This window comes from Trueperella abortisuis, assembly GCF_030811095.1.
In the GTDB taxonomy this organism is placed as follows: Bacteria; Actinomycetota; Actinomycetes; order Actinomycetales; family Actinomycetaceae; genus Trueperella; species Trueperella abortisuis.
In genome coordinates, this window is sequence record NZ_JAUSQL010000001.1 from 381956 (window position 1) to 398968 (window position 17013).

The window sequence follows — 17013 nt, forward strand, 5'->3', positions numbered from 1 at the left end:
ATTGCGCGCCCGTCCTGCTACGGCTGAAAGAACTCCACCTCCATGTAGAAGGCGCGCGGACCCCACGCGTACTCGGGGCGGGTGTCGGGTCCGCAGGAGCGTGACCCGAGTCCGTGCTGGCCGCCGTCGAGATAGAGGAACGTGCCGCGGGAGGTGGGCAGCTCGTGCGGGTGGGCGGCGGCGGTCAGTTCGAACTCGTCCCACTTGTGCACGCTGAAGGAGGGTAGGTGTTCGGAGTAGGCGGGAAGCGTGCGATTCGCCGATGTGCGCACACCGAGCCGTGAGCCCGAGTCGAAGTCCACGATGAGCTGGCGAAGTCCGGGCCGGGTCCCGCTTTCTTGTGGGTGGGAGTACATGAAGCTGACCTCGTCGGCGTCTGCCTCGAACTGGCCGCGGTAGGCGGCCTGTAGCGAGTCGGCGTAGGCCTCGCCCGGCCCGAGCCCGTCCCAGCACACCCGCCGTGCCGCCGGCAGCTGGAGGCACATGCCTGAGCGTGGCCAGGTCCGCCACCAGGTGGCCGACGGCTGAAGGGCGAACCGTAAGCGGACGAGGCTTCCTGCTCCCGTCTTCGTGGCAGCGCCGCCCTCTGACTGGTCGGCGGCGTGGGGAACCTCGCCCCACGACCAGCGCCAGTCGACGTAGACGTAGTCCGAGGCGTCCTCGACGTCGGGGCGCCACAGCTCCCGGCGCGTGAGCGAGCCGCATGCGCTCGAGCCGGCTTCGCATACCGTCACCTGGGCAAGGGCCATCCGATTAAGGCCAGCCTTTTCCCACATGGCCATCGACGACGGCGCCTTCGCGGTGCCAATCCCGCCGGTGTCGGCCGGGTCGGCAAGCGCGTAGGAGCCGAAGGTCGTGAGACGATCGTTGTCGGTGGGCGCGCGCCAGAACGCCGGGCGTACCTGCTCCACGTCCAACCCGAAGAGCGCGGCGACCTGCCCCTCGCGCACGACGACGAGTCCGCTCGGCACCTGAGCCTCGCCCGGCGCGGCATCTTCGCTCAACGCCATCGGCTCGACAAGGCCCTCGCCGCCGCACCGTGCCATCGGTTCGGGCAGGCGGCTCTGGGTGCGGGAGATCACGACGTCGCCCCAAGCCGGAGCCTGCGCGAAGCGGGTGCGGATCTCGATCGTGCGCGCGGTCAGGGCCCCGTCAAGGGGGATCTCGAAAAGGCGCCGCCCGCCGGGTTCCACGTCGTGCTCAAAAGGTTGGGTGGCGCCGTCGACGTCGAGGGTGCTAATCGTGGCTGACGAGCGCAGGAAGTCGAAGCGGTTGTGCACCTCAACCGAGATTCCACAAGCCGTGCGGGTGATGTGCATCTTGATGGGGGAGTAAGCCGCCGCGACTTCGCTCAACCCCGGCGAGGGGGACGAATCGGAGCGGACGAGGCCGTCGATGACGAAGTTGGAGTCGTGGACCGCCTCCCCGAAGTCCCCGCCGTAGGCGAAGAACTCGCAACCGGCCTCGTCCCATCGGCGCAGGCCATGGTCGCGCCATTCCCACACGAACATGCCGAAGAACTTCGGATAGCGCCCCAGTAGCTCCTCGTAGTATGTCAGGCCTCCCGGGGAGTTGCCCATGGCGTGGGCGTACTCGCACAGCATGAACGGCAACGATCGTGCCTGGGCGTGCCCCGTGACGCTACCGCAGTGGATTGGCCCCGACGCCGAGCAGATCGCCTCCACCTCCTCCTTCGGGCAATACATGCGAGAGTAGACGTCGGCGTAGGTGCAGTCGTAGTCGGAGGCGTCGTGGATGGGACGGGAGGGGTCGAGGCGGCGGCACACGTCGGCCATGGCCGCGAGGTTCGCTCCGAAGCCGGACTCGTTGCCGAGAGACCACATGATAATGGAGGGGTGGTTGAAGTCGCGCACCACCATGCGCTCGGCGCGGTCCTCATAGACGGCCCGCCACGTCGGGTCGTCGGAGGGGTTGGCGCGCCAGCCTTGCTCCTCGAAGCCGTGGGTCTCGAGGTCGGCCTCGTCGATCACCCAGAAACCCAGCTCGTCGGTGAGGTCGAAGAACCGGGGGTGGGGCGGGTAGTGGGAGGTGCGGATCGCGTTGATGTTCGCCCGCTTCATGAGGGTGAGGTCGGCGCGCAGGAAGTCCTCGTCGAAGACGCGACCCAGGTCCGGATTAGTTTCGTGGCGGTTGACCCCGCGTAGCTTCACCCGCCTGCCGTTGATGAGGAAGGCTGGATCGGCGCCCTTGACCACCTCGACGCGGCGGAAACCCACACGTAGCGCGCGCTTCTCCTCGCCGGTCCATGCCCGCACGTCGTACAGGCGCGGCACCTCGGCGCTCCACGGCTCCACTTCGCCCACCTCCAGGCGGGTCCATTGCCCCGCGGGCACCTCCGCCGTGACGCCGAGCTCGGCGATGTCGACGGTCACCGGGCTGGCGGCGAGCACGGCGAGCGTGCCGAGCCCCGAGGCCGGGTCGAAGTCCGCCACGACCCTCAGGTCGCTGATTCGTCCGGCGGGTTCGAAAAGTAGCGTGACGTCGCGGAAGATGCCCGGTAGCCACCACTGGTCCTGGTCCTCCACGTATGTCATCGCCGACCACTGCGAGACGAGCACGCGGATGGTGTTCTCGCCCTGGCGAAGCATGCCGCGCAGGTCGAACTCGTTGCGGTTCCGCGACCCGCGCACGACCCCGACCTCAGCGCCATTGACCTTCACCCGCGCGATTGACTCAACACCGTCGAAGCGCAGAACCGGCCATGGGGCGGCGGCTTGCTCGGCGCTGAGGGTGAAGGCGCGCTGGTACTCGCCGGTCGGATTGAGTTCGGGCACGTCGGGCGCGGTGATGGGGAAGGGGAAGGCGACGTTCGTGTAGATCGGTGCGCCGCGCTCGAAGCTGTGGCGTGGATGGTAGCTGGCCGAGCGCGGCTGCTCGTCCTCGGGCGAGGTCAGTACCCAGTGCGAGGGGACGAAAATCGTCTCCCAGGTGGTGTCTGGGCCGGTGGCCGGCGCGTCGGCGGTAGCGTGAAGTCGGAAATCCCAACGCCCGTTGAGGGAAAGAGTGGGGACAGAGGACGAGGAAACGTATGGGCGCGGCTTCATGATCGCGCCGGTCGAGGGCGCAACCTCGGTCAGATACACGATGACTCCTTGGCTTGGGAAGTACCGACTGTGGTGTCTACTTCCCTATTATCACGTGTGGGCATCACGTGTGGGCCGTCAGGAAAAGGTGTTTCGGGCAATCGTGGTGGCGACGCGCCGAGGACTCAGGCGGTGAACTCGACGTCGTCGCCGATGAACTTGCTGACCGTTTCGGCGCACGTGACCCCGTCCGCGTCGACGAACGAGGTCTCAAGGTTGAGGAGTGCGGCGGGCTCGCGCAGGTGGAGCTGGGCGGCCTCGTCGGCGGTGGCGATGGTGGCCCTGATGGTGCGCGTGGTGACGAGCTGGCGATGGTGGTCCCAGTGATCGCCTGCGAGGATATCAGCGAGGTCGAGGGACAGGTCGAGGCCCAGGATGCCGGGGAAGAGGTCGGCCCGAACGATCCCGACCTCGATGCCGACCAGCTTGGTGTGGGCGTCGTCGAGGTAGTGGGCGCGTTGGATGCGTGCGACGAATGGTTCGTCAGTGGTGCGCAGGAGCTCGCGCTCGGCGTCGTCGGCAACCTCAAGGGCGGCTGAGATGAGCTTGGCGTGGGTGAGGGGTGCGGCCGGAGCGAGGCATGGTTCGTGTGGCGATGGCGTTCGGCGGCTGGCGGGAGGCGTGGAGGCGCGCTCCGTGACGAAGGTGCCGCGGCCGGGGATGCCGATCGTTAGGCCGTTTTGGCTGAGGAGCATGAGGGCGCGGCGGACGGTCATGGGCGAGACGTTGAATGACGAGGCGAGCTTGACCTCGCTCTCCAGGCGCTCCCCGGGGCTCATCTGCGCGATGCGCTCCACGAGGGCGTCGTAGACCTTCGAGTACTTCGGCTCCATGAACCCATCCTCTGATAACAAGCTATTGACAATCAGTGTACAGCAACCCTAGGGTGGTTTCTATCCACCCTAGGGCGGCGCCCTTCCCTTCTTCACTAAGGAAACCTCAATGACGAGTCATGGAATATCCTATTCGGTTTCGGGCCGCGAAGAGAGGGGTGTGATCGTTGCTTTTCATGGAGTAACCGACAACGCGGCGTCGTTATCCGACCTCGCTCGCCACTGGAACGGCGAGTGGAAGGTATACCTGGTGGACACCCTAGGGCACGGACTTTCGCGACAGTTCGACGACGCCGAACTCGCGGACCCCTTTCCCGCGATGGTCGCGGCCGCCCGGTCGATCGTGATCGAAGCGGCGCGCCATTCGGTGAGCCGGAAGGTGGTACTCATGGGCCACTCCCTCGGCGGAGCCATCGCGGTCACGATCGCGCGGGACGTGCCGGACCTGATTCAGGCACTCGTGCTGGAGGACCCGGCGCTCTTGACCGACGAACAGAGCAAGCTCTACCGCGACACGGCCGGCGACCTCGTCAAGCGCCAGGAGCTCGTGACCGAACACGTGGGCGAGGCGATCACCGAGCTCATGAAAGTGTATTCGGCGTGGCCGCCATCCGAGTACGGTGCCTGGGCGCAGGGCAAGACCCAGGTGGATCGGCGCTTCGTCGCCACCGGAGTGGTGGGTGCCTGCGGGCGGAAGATCCTCGCCGATCTGACCGTCCCCACGCTCCTGGTCACGGGCGACCGAGACGACGTGCTGTTCGGCAAGGCCGGACAGGCCCAGCTCGAGGCCCTCGGCAATTCGCACATCAGCTCGATCCTCATCTCCGATGCCACGCACACGGTCCGCAGGGATCAGTCCGAGGAGTTCTATCGGGTGGTGGGGGCATTCCTGCGCCGATACGGCGGGCGACCCGCACAGCCGGGCGCCTACATCGCGGACGAGCTCGCCGGCGTCATCGACGCGACGCCGGCGCAGGACACCGAGCACTACCTCCAGATGCGCCGCGAGGGTGAGCAACTCCTGGCCGACGTCCGCCCGGGTGAGGGGATCCGGGCACAGGACGTCGTCGTCGAAGGCGGGCAGACCGTCCGCTGCCTGAGCGGTGAGGGCGAACCGAGAGCGGCCGTGTGCTCCATCCACGGCGGCGGGTACGTGGCCGGGGCGGCGCGGTACGACGACGCCCGCAACAGCGAACTCGTCGAGCTCTTCGGTGGGGCGATCGTGGCCAGTCCGGACTACCGCCTGGCACCGGAGCATCCATGGCCCGCAGGCGCGGCTGACTGCGCCCGCGCGTTGACCTACCTGGCCCGCACCTACCCCGACCTCCCGCTCTACGTCTACGGCGATTCAGCCGGGGCCGGGTTGGTGCAGCAGGCGATCGAACTCCTAGCCAACGACGGAGAGCAGATCCGCATCGAGCGTGTCATCTTGCTGGAGCCGTGCCTGGAGCCGGGGATGGCCACCGGGTCCTTCGCAACTTACGCACACGGTCCGATCTGGACACGCGAGGCCTCGACGGCGGCGTGGCGCCACTACCTGGGCGACCTGCGCACCACCCCACCCTACGTGCCCTCGCGAAGGGCCGCGGCGCTGATGCCGCCCGCCCTCGTCGTCGTCAATCCCGCCGATCCCCTCCGCGATGAGGGCATCCGCCTGGCCAAGGACCTCGCCGACGCCGGCGTCCCGGTCGAACTGCACATGTTCGCGGGCACGTTCCACGGGGCGTTGTCCGTGCCGGAATCACACACGTGGGAGCGAGTGAAAGCCACGATTCGGTCTTTCCTCGCCACGTCAATAAACAACTCACACACAGGTATGTAGAAGGGTTCCTTATGAGTAGCAACAATAGGCTCCTGCAAATTGCAGGGGCGGCCGCGCTAGGCGGCTTCCTTTTCGGTTTCGACGTGGCCGTCATCAACGGCGCGATCGGTTCGGTCTCGGGCCCCGAGACCGGGTTCGGGCTGGCCTCTTGGGAGACGGGCGTCATCGTGTCGATCGTGAGCCTCGGCGCCGCGATCGGCGCGGCCATCGCGGGTGGAATTGCGAACCGCATTGGGCGCGTCAAGGTCATGATCGCCGCGGCGGTTCTCTTCGCGATCTCGGCCCTGATGAGCGGGCTGTCCTTCAGCTTCCTAGCACTGGTGGTGTGGCGACTCGTGGGTGGCTTCGGCGTCGGCATCTCGGCGGTGATCGCGCCCGCCTACATCGCCGAGATCGCGCCCGCCGATAAGCGCGGGCGACTCGGAACCCTCCAGCAGTTGGCGATCGCCTTCGGTATCTTCGGTGCGTTCATCACGAACTTCATCCTGGTCAAGGTCACCGGATCCGCCGACGCCGAGGCGTGGTTCGGCCTTACCACCTGGCGCTGGATGTTCATCAGCGAGCTGCTACCCGCGTTGCTGTACGGAGGCTTCGTCCTCTTCCTGCCGGAGTCGCCTCGCTACCTCGTGTCGATTGGGGAAGACGCGAAGGCGGAGAGAGTTATCGTGAACGTCGGCTCGGACGGGGATCCCCAGGGGCGCATCGAGGAGATCCGCGCCTCGCTGTCGGACCACCGGCCACGCTTCGCTGACCTGCGCGACGAAAAATACGGCCTGCGACCCGTGGTGTGGGTGGCGCTCGCCTTTGCCTTCCTTATCCAGATGGCCGGCATCAACAACGTCCTGCTCTACGCGACGGATCTGTGGACTACGGTCGGGTTCGCCGGCAATCTCTCCGTCTTTATTCCCGTGCTCACCTCGGTGATCGGCATTGTCATGACGCTGGTCGGCATGGCGGTGATTGACCGGATCGGCCGCCGTCCGCTCCTGCTGTGGGGCGCGGTTGGCATGTTCGTGGCGATGGTGGTCGCGGCGGTGACCTTCACCCAGGGCACGCTCACCGATGCCGGCACGCTCGACCTGAGCGGGGCGTGGGCGTTCGTCGCACTGGTGAGCGTGCACCTGGTCTACATCATCTTCTGCGGCACGTGGGGCGTGGTGCTATGGGTGTTCTTGGGCGAGATCTTCCCCAACCAGATCCGCACCGCGGGCCTCGGGCTGGCAACGGCCGGCAACTGGATCGGCGGAACACTCATCACCTTCCTTTTCCCGGTCACCAAGGAGTACATCGGCCTGTCCGGCACCTACTTCTCCTACGCCGTGGTGGCGGCCATCCTCATCTGGCTGGTCGTTAAGCACATCCCGGAGACCAAGGGTGTAGAGCTGGAGGAAATGACCTACGACCTCAAGCAAGGCGGCTCGGAGTAAGGGCTCACAGCGGATGCCGCATTAGTCGGTGCCAGATAGTAACAAGACAGGGATAAGACAGGGCTAAGAGGGGGCTCGGCGGGTGTTGTGCTCGTTGGGCCCCCTCTTGGCCCCCTCTTGGCCCCGGTAATCTGCTCTTCGCAGGTGGTGTGTAGTGTGGAGTGGAGATCCGCTGGTCTCGAGTTGTGCGCGGGTGACGGCGTGCAAGTTGCGCCCGCCGAGGGTGGCGCCTCGTCGGCGGTGCCCCCGACCGCGCCCCGACATAACTCAGGAATCTGAGGACCACCGGGCCCGTATAGCGATCGGCAGTCGGTATATTCAAGTGAAGTGTCGGGGGAAGGCTCGCGCCGGCCGGCTATGCCGTCGCTTTCTCCTCCTCGCTTAGTCGACGGTAGCTGAGGGCACCGGAGGGGCAGGCGTTGATCTGGGCCACGAGTTCGTCGGTTGTGGCATTGAGTGGCTTGATCCAGGGGCGCTCCTTGGGGTTGTAGACCTGGGGCAGCGTGCGCCAGCAGATCGTGGAGTGTTGGCAGAGCTCGGGCTTCCAGATGATAGCGATGTCTTTGCCTTTGTATTCTTTCATGAAGATCCTCTCGCAAACTCATTCCCACATTAGTCCTACTGGTCAGGAGATGCGAGGGCGCCGGAGGGCTTGACACAACCCCCAAAGTAGTTTAGGATTCAACTAAAAGTTGCGAGGAAGAGATCCCCGCGCATGATGAGGAGAGAATCTCATGGCAACAATCAACGCCGGCGACGCAATGATGAAAGTCCTCCACAGCTGGGGCGTTACGCGCATCTACGGTCTTCCGGGCGGATCGCTCGATTCTACGATGAACTCTATCCACAACTACAGGGACACGATCCGGTACGTGGGCGTGCGTCACGAGGAGGACGGCTCGCTTGCCGCGGTGGCGGAAGCCAAGCTGACCGGCAGGATCGGCGTCATGCTCGGGTCGGCCGGCCCGGGCGCGGCACACCTTATCAACGGCCTGTACGACGCCAAGATTGACTCCATCCCCGTGCTTGCCATCGTCGGCCAGGTCCCCACCTCGAACATGAACAAGGACTTCTTCCAGGAGATGCCGGAGAACCCCATGTTCGCCGACGTCGCCGTCTACAACCGCACCGTCATGACCCCGGCCCAGCTGCCCATGGTCATCGATAAGGCCATCGCTGCCGCCTACGAAAAGCGCGGCCCGGCCGTCGTCGTCATCCCGAAGGACTTGGCCTGGGCGGAGGTGGAAGACACCTACGTCTCGAGTGCGGGCGTCTACCGCGAGGTCGCCTGGGAGCGCCCCGCCGCACACGACGACGTCGTAGCGGCCGCCGACCTCCTCATCGGTGCGCGCCGCCCCTACATCTACTTCGGGCAGGGTGCGAAGGGTGCGGCCGACGAGCTACGCGAGCTGTCCGACCTCCTGCAGGTTCCGCTTGGTTCGACCTACCTGGCCAAGCCCATCCTTGAGGGCGACGAGAAGGCCTGGATGCTCTCCACCGGCCGCGTGGCCACCAAGCCGGGCGTGGACGGTGCGTTCCATGCCGACGCCGTCGTCTTCATCGGCACCAACTTCGAGTTCCCGATGTTCAACCCGAAGGCCACGTTCGTCGACGTCAATATCCGCCCCTCCGTGATCGGCGACCGCCACCCCGCCTACCTCGGCATCCTCGCCGACGCCCCGACCTTCCTGCGCCAACTGCTGGCGGAGGTCAAGGCGCGCAAGGCGGCGGGGGAGGACCTGACCTCCGCGCACCGGGACTGGTACGACGCGATGGTTGAGGATCGCGCCGAGTGGGACGCTTGGATCGCCCGGAACGCCGAGCGGGTGGAGGAGTCGCCGGCCCGTTTTGAAGCGATCTACAAGGTGATCAACGAGGTCGCGGCCGACGACGCCGTGTTCGGTGTCGACGTCGGCAACGTCAACATTGCCACCGGCCGTTTCCTCGACCTGGGCAAGGGGCGCACATTCGTCACCTCCCCGCTGTACGCGACGATGGGCTTCGGTCTGCCGGCCGGCCTCGCCGCCGGGCTGTCCTATCCGGGGCGTGAGGTGTGGACGCTGGCCGGCGACGGCGGCGCCGCCATGACGATCACCGATCTTGTTGCGCAGCGCGAGCAGGGTCTGGGGATTATCAACGTGGTGTTCACGAACAAGTCGTTGGGCTTCATCGAGGCCGAGCAGGACGATACTCGCCAGCCGCACTCCGGCGTGGCCCTGTCCGACATCGACTTCGCTCAGGTTGCCCGCGGTCTTGGCGTCAAGGGCTACACCGCCCGCACGGCCGCCGAATTTGCGCGGATCGCGGACGAGGTCAAGGGGACGAAGGAACCGGTGCTCATTGACGTGAAGATCACCAACGACCGCCTCCTGCCGGTGGAGAAGCTCGCTTTCGCGCCGCAGGCCGCCCGCGAGCTCCTCGCCCAGTACGACGCCGCCGAGCTAACCCCGGTCGAGGAGCTGCTGGAGCGCCACGGGGCCTAGCTGATTCACCTGGCGGCGCTAGCTTGTCAGGATCGCCCGCGTCGCCCGGACGGATTCTCGGCCTTGTCTCGGCTCTCATCCTGGCCTCGCGCCAGCGCGGGCAGCTGTAACCTCCCAGGCCACCGCGATAGGATGGGGCAATGTACGCAATTGTTACCGTCACCGGCTCGGACCATCCGGGCATCGTCGCGGGCGTCACCTCGGCGCTTGCGGAGCACAAGGCCAACATCCTCGACATCTCCCAGACCCTCATGGGCGGGTTTTTCACGATGATCCTCCGCGTGGAGGTCTCCTCCTCCATCGACGAGCTCCAGGAGGGCCTGGCCGTCGTCGAGCGCGAGCAGGCTACCGTCATCCGGGTCCAGTCGGAGGACCTGTTCACCGCGATGAACGAACTGTAGGTGCGCCGTGACATTCCATTCGAGCCCGCAGTCCATCCTGTCCACGGTGGAGATGATCGAGAAGTACCGCCTGGACATCCGCACCGTCACGATGGGGATCTCCCTCCTTTCCTGCCGCCGCTCCACCATGGCAGAAACCTGCGATGCCATCTACGAGCGCATCACCACCCAAGCCGCCCGCCTCGTCGAGGTCGCCCAGGGCATCGAGCGCGAGCTGGGCATCCCGATCGTCAACAAGCGCGTCTCCGTCACCCCGATCGCCCTGATCGCGGCGGGCCTGGAGGGCGACGTCGCCGACATCGCCCACGCCCTCGACCGCGCCGGTAAAGCGGTGGGCGTCAACTTCATCGGCGGCTACTCGGCGCTGGTGGACAAGGGGATGAGCGACGCCGACCGCGCCCTCATCGCATCCCTCCCGCGAGCCCTGACCGACACCGACGTCGTGTGCGGATCGGTCAACGTCGCCTCCTCGCGAGCCGGGATCAACATGGAGGCCGTCGCCCAACTGGGCGAGGTCATCAAGGAGGCCGCGCGCCGCACCGCCGACCGCTCCGCGATCGCCTGCGCCAAGCTCGTCGTCTTCGCCAACGCGGTGGGCGACAACCCGTTCATGGCCGGCGCGTTCCACGGCGTCGAGGAGCCGGACACCGTCATCAACGTGGGCGTGTCCGGGCCCGGCGTCGTCGCCAATGCCATCGAACCCGCGCGCGGCGCCCCGCTCAACGAGATCGCCGAGGAGATCAAGAAGGCCGCCTTCAAGATCACCCGCGCCGGTCAGCTCGTGGGCGAACTCGCCGCCAAGCGCCTCGGCGTGCCCTTCGGCATCGTCGACCTCTCGCTTGCCCCCACCGCCGAGGTGGGCGATTCCGTGGCCGCGATCCTTGAGGCAATGGGCCTGGAGCAGGTGGGCGCCCATGGCACCACCGCCGCGCTCACCCTTCTCAACGACGCCGTCAAGAAGGGCGGCATGATGGCCTGTTCGCGCGTGGGTGGCCTATCCGGCTCCTTCATCCCGGTCTCCGAGGACGCCAACATGATCGACGCCGTCCGCGCCGGCACGCTCTCAATCGAAAAGCTCGAGGCCATGACGGCGATCTGCTCGGTCGGCCTGGACATGGTGGCCATCCCGGGTGATACCCCCGCCGCCGCGATCGCCGGCATGATCGCCGACGAGGCCGCGATCGGGGTCATGAACCACAAGACGACGGCGGTGCGTGTCATCCCTGCGCCCGGCACTGTCCCGGGCGACGAGGTCGATTTTGGCGGGCTGCTCGGTTACGCGCCCGTCATGCCGGTTCGGTCGGTGTCCAGCGCGGACTTCATCTCGCGCGGCGGATTCATCCCCGCGCCCGTGCACGGCATGCGCAACTAACGCCGGCGGCGAAGAAGTTTAAAGCTCCCGGTGCGCGGCAGTAGACTGCGAGCGTTAGTCCAGGTCAAAGTGGGAAACGTGATGCGACGCAACAAAGAACCCCAGGTTGATACCCGCAACGACGACGGCAGCGTGCTTCGCGCAACACGCCTTGCCGCCACGTCGGTGCACGGCCCGATCTTCGGGCCCCTCGACTTGACCCTCACCCCCGGCACGCTCTGCATCGTGCACGGCACCTCCGGGTCGGGACGCTCAGCCCTCCTGCTCGCCCTCGCCGGCCGGCTTCGCCGCGTGACGGGCGAGCTGCTCGTTGCCGGGCATGACGCCGCCTTCGACACCCGCGCGGTGCTCTCCCTCGCGAGCGTTGGCCGCATCGGGCAGTACGCCGCCCCCGATGACCGGCTGACTGTGGGCGAACTCATCGGCGAACGCGCCGTCCAGGACGGCATCAGGCTGAGCCAGGCCGTTGACCGCGCCGAAGAGATCGAGGACTTCCTCGGTTACCGCATCGATCGTGGCGCGCTATACGAGGACCTGCCCGCCGCCGAGAAGACGATGCTGTGTGCGGGGCTCGCGATGCTGCGCCCGGCGGCCGTCGTCGTCGTGGACGAGGCGGACCGTGACGTGCCCGCCCACCAGGTCGCAACGCTGTTCGCCACTTTGCAACGCCTGGCCACCATGGAGAACAACGTCGTCATCGTCAGCGCATCGAACGCGAACGCGGCGCCCGTCGGCGCGATGCGCGTCCACCTCGCGCCCACCAAGCTCTCGCGAGTCCATAAGATCGAAGACCCTCCCGTCGCCATCGACGAGGCCACCGAGGCCCCGGAGGAAGTCGAGCCGCTCGACCCGGACCTGGAGGAGACCGTCGTAGCGAAGGTTGGCGAGGAAGGCACGGAGGAATAATGATCAAGCCGCTGCGCGCCGCGGGCCTCGAATTCAAGCATTTCCGCGGAATCCCCGTCATAGCCCTCGTCTTCATCCTCATCGTCCCCACCCTCTACGGCGGCATCTACCTGCACGCCAACTGGGACCTGTACAACGAGATCGGCAAGGTCAAGGTCGCGATCGTCAACGGCGACAAGGCGGTTGAATACGGCGAACAAACCATCGACGCCGGCTCCCTGTTCGTGCAGGCCATCAAGAACCAGGAGGGTTTCGACTGGCAGTTCATGGACGACGAGGCGGAGGCCGAGCGGCTCCTGCACGAGGGCGAGGTCTACATGATCGTCTCCGTGCCCGAGAACTTCTCGGCGAACCTCGTCGCCGCCGGGCGCTTCCAGCCCGAACGCGCCACCATCACCTTCCACCGCGACGACGCCAACGGTTTCATCGCCGGCTCCCTCCTGTCCCAGATGCAGGCGCTCATCCAGGAGCAGGTCAACGCGGCGGTGGGGGAGGCCTACTTCTCCACTCTGTTCGGGCAACTGTCCGTGATCCGCGACGGCATGAACACCGCCGCCGACGGCGCCCGCCAGCTCTCCGACGGCCTCAGCCAGGCGGCGGATGGGGTCTCCGCCCTCAACGAGGGGCTCTCCGGCCTCGACGTGCCCGAAATGCAGGACGACATGAAACAGCTCTCGGACGCGATGGCCACCCTCAACCGCGGCGCCACGAGCGTGCTGCTCGGCGTCTCCGGGGCAACGGGCTCGGTCTACGGGCTGGAGAACGTCGCGGACGGCGTGAAGGTCGGCAAGGACAACGTCAAGGCCGCGCTCGAGCCCCTGCGCAATTACGTCAACAACAACTTGCCCAAGCTCCAGGACGACGCCGTCAACCTCGCCGGGGTCAGCGCCGAGCTATCCGGGAGCGCGAACTCGACGATTGGGAGGACGAACTCCGCCCTCGACGCCGTCAACAAGGCCCTCCTCCAGCTCGCCGTCAACCCCGACCTGGCCAACGACCCCGACTTCCTCGCCCAGCTCCAAGAGGACATCGCCGCGTCCTCCTCGCTGCTCGGCGACCTGTCCGCCAGCGTCTCCGGCCAGCTCTCCCTGACCTCGAGCCTGCAGGCGAACATCGACTACAACGCCACCAAATCCGCGGTGGACGCCGCGGACTCGGCGATGGCGGCGATCGACTCCTCCTTTGACAACCTGGACACCGCGCTGCGCAACTTCGGCTCTTCGGCGAACGACATCCGCACCGGCGTTGACCAGATCAACGAGGGCAAGAACCAGCTGAACACCCTGCTATCCGGCCTGAGCGGCAAGCTGCCCGAGGCGATCGCAGGCCTGGAGCAGCTGGTCAGCGGGGTCTCCCAGCTCGACCTTGCGATGCAGCAGCTTGACTCCGGCGCGGCCACCCTTGCCGACGGGCTCGAGCAGGGCGTGGCTCAGATCCCGGAACTGACCGACTCGGAGGTCGACCGCCTCGCCGAGATCATGTCCTCCCCGGTCAGCATCGACGTCATCATCGACAACAACGCCGAAACGTATGGCCGCGGCCTGGCACCGTTCTTCTTCTCTATCGCGCTGTGGATCTCCTCGGTGACATTCTTCCTCGTCATGCGGACGCTACCGGGCCGGGCGTTGCTCTCCCGCTCCGGGACCCTGGCCATGACATTGCAGGGATTTGCGCCGTTCGCGGTGATGGGCGTGGCCTCCTCACTGATCATGGGGCTGGGGGTGTGGGGCCTGCTCGGCCTGCACCCGGTCCACCCGTGGCGTTTCATCCTTCTGCTGATCGTGGCGGTGCTGGCGTTCATGTCGCTGGGGTACGCGGTGCGGCTGTGGCTGGGCTCACCGCAGAGCGCCGTCTTCCTCGTGGCGCTCATCCTGCAGCTGCCGGCGTCGGGCGGAACCTTCCCCACCGAGGTGCTCAACTCCTTCTACCGCGGGCTGTCCTCGATCGCGCCGATGCGCTACTCGGTGGACGCCTTCCGCGTGGCGATCTCCGGCGGCACGGACACCCAGTATTGGGGCTCGCTGGCGGTGCTCGTCATGATCACCGTAGTCTCGATGGCGGCCATGTACGTGCTCGTCGGGCGCAGGCGCGTGCTGCGGATGCGCGACCTGCACCCGACCATGGTCACCGGCGAATCCACCGGCGATTACGCGTTCTCGATCCGCCCCCGCTGATTTCCAACCGATCACACACCCGAGAAAAGGAGTCCACATGATCGTCGGAGCCTACGCCGCGATGCCCACCAGCCTTCTTACCGAGGACCGCGTGCGCGGCTTCATCGGCGCGGGCGGCGGGCGCGAGGACTACCGTGGGGTGAAGATCCAGGTGCAAGCCGGCGCCGACGTCGAGACCCGCGCTGCCATGATCAGGCGGCTAGCCGCGATGTGCTAAAAGCACACGCGCCACGGCGGAAAAACCCTAGAATGGCACGGGTGCTTGTCACGGATTGATCGGTGTGGTTACTATGGTCTCGAATTCACTCACTTGGGGTTGTTACTCACTGAGGCAAGACCTAAGGCGTCGTTGAGAGGCCTTAGGTCTTTTTTGTTCTCGGGCGCCAGTGCCGGCGGTATCAGCCACAAAACGAAAGTAGGAGACGATGACGTCGACAGCCACGAGCGCACGCTCAATCATCGACAACGTGGGCGGGGTGGAGAATATTCGCTCGCTGACCCACTGCGCCACCAGACTTCGCTTCGAGCTCGTTGACGCGGGCAAGGCCGACACCCGGGCGCTGGACGGCGTGGACGGCGTCCTCGGCGTCGTGCCGCAGAGCGGGGACCGCCTGCAGGTCATCTGCGGAGGCGGTGTGGAGTCCATGTTCTCGGCGATCAACGCCCTGCCGGAGATGGCGAGCAAGGGCCAGCTTACCGACGCCGAGATCAAGGCGCAGGCACGCTCGAAGGCCCGCGGCCGCTTCTCCTGGCTGGACAACTTCTTCGAGTACCTCTCGGATTCCTTCCGCCCGATCCTCGGCGTCCTGCTCGGCGCCTCGCTCATCATCGCCACGACGGCGGTCCTCGACGCCCTGCACATCGTCGACTTCCGCGCCGCCGACAAGTCGGCCACCTGGGTGTTCGTCGATGCGATGTGGCGGGCGGTGTTCTACTTCCTGCCGATCATGGTCGCCTACAACGCGGCGAAGAAGCTCCGCGTTGACCCCTGGCTCGGCGGCACCATCATGGCCGCCCTCATGACGCCGAACTTCATCAGCCTCTCCGACCCCAACGTCGTCTCCGAGACCACGTGTACGACGAACGAAACCCTGGGCACGACGTCGTGCACCTCGAACATCTTCGGCCTGCCGATGCAGCTCAACGACTACGGAGGGCAGGTCTTCGTGCCGCTCATGATGGTGGCGGTCCTCGCCCTCGTCTTCCACGGCCTGAAGAAGATCTTCCCGGCGTCGGTCCAGATGGTGTTCGTGCCGTTTTTCTCCATGCTCGTCATGATCCCCGTGACCGCCTTCCTCATTGGCCCGCTCGGCGTGTGGATGGGCACCGGCATCGGAAGCGGCCTTGCCTGGATGAACACGAATGCGCCGTTTGTCTTCGCCATCCTCATCCCGATGCTCTACCCGTTCCTCGTGCCGCTCGGGCTGCATTGGCCGCTGAACGCCCTCATGCTCATCAACATCCAGACCCTCGGCTACGACTTCATCCAGGGCCCGATGGGCGTGTGGAACTTCGCCTGCTTCGGCGCCACCGCCGGGGTCCTCGTCATCTCCCTGCGCGAGCGCGACCTGCGGATGCGCCAGACCGCTTTCGGTGCCCTCGCCGCGGGCCTCTTCGGCGGCATTTCAGAGCCCTCGCTCTACGGTATCCACCTACGCTTCAAGCGCATTTACCCGCGCCTGCTGCTGGGCTGCTTCGCCGGCGGCCTGACGATCGCGTTCCTGTCCGCCCCGTTCAACGGAGTCCAGACCCACGCCTTCGCCTTCACCTCCCTGCTGACCATTTCCGTCTTCAACCCGATGTGGGTCTACGGGGTCTCGATTGCCGTGGCCTTCGTCGTTGCCATGACCGCGATCATCTTCACCGACTACCGCACGCCTGAGGAGCGCGAGGCCGCCCGCGCCGGCGCCTCGGCGAACGCCGAGGGCACAGACGCCGCGGTTGGCGTTGGCGCCGGCGGGATCACCCTCGCCACCGAGGAGGAGGCGGCCGGCGAGGTGACCGGCGCCGAGCACGCGGTGGGCACGACCACCGCGGTGGGCGCACCCGTCGCTGGCGAGGTTGTGACACTGGCCGACGCTGGGGACGCCGTCTTCGCCTCGGGAGCCCTAGGGGAGGGCGTCGGCATCATCCCGGCCGAGTCCGCGATCGTCGCTCCCGTCTCCGGCACGCTACGGACGGTGGCCAAGTCCGGCCACGCGTTCGGCATCAAGACCGACGACGGCGTCGAGGTCCTCGTCCACGTCGGCATCGACACCGTGAAAATGGACGGCGCGGGCTTCGACGTAGCCGTAGCCAAAGGCCAGCGGATCGAGGCGGGCGACCTGCTCGTCACCGTCGACTTCGACGCCGTCACAGCCGCGGGTTACGCCACCACCGTTTTGATGACGGTGACCAACTCGAAAGCCCTCGGCACCGTGAAGCCCGGAGCCCCGGCGTCGGTGAACGCGGGTGATCCCGTCATCGCCATCGAAAGCGCGGCGCTCTAAAC

At 66.4% G+C, this 17013-nt stretch carries 12 protein-coding genes; 9 read left to right on the forward strand and 3 right to left on the reverse strand.

The genetic code is table 11. The features are described from left to right. Positions 1-17: 17 nt before the first annotated feature. Positions 18-3104, reverse strand: coding sequence for a glycoside hydrolase family 2 TIM barrel-domain containing protein (locus tag J2S45_RS01595; RefSeq protein WP_307634327.1), 3087 nt, complete (start codon positions 3102-3104; stop codon positions 18-20). A 125-nt stretch (positions 3105-3229) separates the two neighbouring features. After that, entirely contained in the window at positions 3230-3937 is a 708-nt protein-coding gene (locus tag J2S45_RS01600; RefSeq protein ID WP_307634328.1) for a GntR family transcriptional regulator, read from the reverse strand. A 109-nt stretch (positions 3938-4046) separates the two neighbouring features. On the opposite strand from J2S45_RS01600, the gene J2S45_RS01605 reads away from it, so the two are divergent. Both J2S45_RS01605 and J2S45_RS01610 read left to right on the forward strand, forming a co-directional pair. Continuing rightward, positions 4047-5759, forward strand: coding sequence for an alpha/beta hydrolase (locus J2S45_RS01605; protein ID WP_307634329.1), 1713 nt, complete (start codon positions 4047-4049; stop codon positions 5757-5759). Positions 5760-5770: 11 nt separating this feature from the next. Next, positions 5771-7186, forward strand: a complete 1416-nt coding sequence (locus J2S45_RS01610) for a sugar porter family MFS transporter (RefSeq protein ID WP_307634330.1) — start codon at positions 5771-5773, stop codon at positions 7184-7186. Positions 7187-7541: 355 nt separating this feature from the next. On the opposite strand, the gene J2S45_RS01615 is transcribed toward J2S45_RS01610, so the two are convergent. Continuing rightward, positions 7542-7769: a (4Fe-4S)-binding protein gene (locus J2S45_RS01615; RefSeq protein WP_270975131.1), complete on the reverse strand. Its 228-nt coding sequence runs from the start codon at positions 7767-7769 to the stop codon at positions 7542-7544. A 151-nt stretch (positions 7770-7920) separates the two neighbouring features. On the opposite strand from J2S45_RS01615, the gene spxB reads away from it, so the two are divergent. From spxB to J2S45_RS01650, 7 genes are all read left to right on the forward strand, one after another. After that, the gene (spxB, locus tag J2S45_RS01620) at positions 7921-9669 is read left to right on the forward strand and encodes a pyruvate oxidase (protein ID WP_307634331.1); all 1749 of its coding nucleotides are present in this window, start codon (positions 7921-7923) and stop codon (positions 9667-9669) included. Between the two features lie 140 nt (positions 9670-9809). Beyond that, positions 9810-10070: an ACT domain-containing protein gene (locus tag J2S45_RS01625; RefSeq protein ID WP_270975127.1), complete on the forward strand. Its 261-nt coding sequence runs from the start codon at positions 9810-9812 to the stop codon at positions 10068-10070. 7 nt (positions 10071-10077) lie between these two features. Beyond that, positions 10078-11442: a PFL family protein gene (locus J2S45_RS01630; RefSeq protein ID WP_307634332.1), complete on the forward strand. Its 1365-nt coding sequence runs from the start codon at positions 10078-10080 to the stop codon at positions 11440-11442. An 81-nt stretch (positions 11443-11523) separates the two neighbouring features. Continuing rightward, positions 11524-12348 carry an ATP-binding cassette domain-containing protein gene (locus J2S45_RS01635; RefSeq protein WP_307634333.1) on the forward strand — a complete coding sequence of 275 codons (825 nt, stop codon included), beginning with the start codon at positions 11524-11526 and terminating at the stop codon, positions 12346-12348. Continuing rightward, entirely contained in the window at positions 12348-14522 is a 2175-nt protein-coding gene (locus J2S45_RS01640) for a YhgE/Pip domain-containing protein (RefSeq protein ID WP_307634334.1), read from the forward strand. The genes J2S45_RS01635 and J2S45_RS01640 overlap by 1 nt, the downstream gene beginning before the upstream one ends. 37 nt (positions 14523-14559) lie before the next feature. Then, positions 14560-14739: a hypothetical protein gene (locus tag J2S45_RS01645; protein ID WP_307634335.1), complete on the forward strand. Its 180-nt coding sequence runs from the start codon at positions 14560-14562 to the stop codon at positions 14737-14739. Between the two features lie 208 nt (positions 14740-14947). Next, positions 14948-17011, forward strand: coding sequence for a glucose PTS transporter subunit IIA (locus J2S45_RS01650; RefSeq protein ID WP_307634336.1), 2064 nt, complete (start codon positions 14948-14950; stop codon positions 17009-17011). The last annotated feature ends 2 nt before the right edge of the window (positions 17012-17013 follow it).

Bases quoted from the DNA above. Each gene is read 5' to 3' on its own strand.
- J2S45_RS01650 (WP_307634336.1), top strand. From the start codon at position 14,948: ATGACGTCGACAGCCACGAGCGCACGCTCAATCATCGACAACGTGGGC.
- J2S45_RS01635 (WP_307634333.1), top strand. From the start codon at position 11,524: ATGCGACGCAACAAAGAACCCCAGGTTGATACCCGCAACGACGACGGC.
- J2S45_RS01615 (WP_270975131.1), bottom strand. From the start codon at position 7,769: ATGAAAGAATACAAAGGCAAAGACATCGCTATCATCTGGAAGCCCGAG.
- spxB (WP_307634331.1), top strand. From the start codon at position 7,921: ATGGCAACAATCAACGCCGGCGACGCAATGATGAAAGTCCTCCACAGC.
- J2S45_RS01605 (WP_307634329.1), top strand. From the start codon at position 4,047: ATGACGAGTCATGGAATATCCTATTCGGTTTCGGGCCGCGAAGAGAGG.
- J2S45_RS01625 (WP_270975127.1), top strand. From the start codon at position 9,810: ATGTACGCAATTGTTACCGTCACCGGCTCGGACCATCCGGGCATCGTC.
- J2S45_RS01640 (WP_307634334.1), top strand. From the start codon at position 12,348: ATGATCAAGCCGCTGCGCGCCGCGGGCCTCGAATTCAAGCATTTCCGC.
- J2S45_RS01600 (WP_307634328.1), bottom strand. From the start codon at position 3,937: ATGGAGCCGAAGTACTCGAAGGTCTACGACGCCCTCGTGGAGCGCATC.
- J2S45_RS01610 (WP_307634330.1), top strand. From the start codon at position 5,771: ATGAGTAGCAACAATAGGCTCCTGCAAATTGCAGGGGCGGCCGCGCTA.
- J2S45_RS01645 (WP_307634335.1), top strand. From the start codon at position 14,560: ATGATCGTCGGAGCCTACGCCGCGATGCCCACCAGCCTTCTTACCGAG.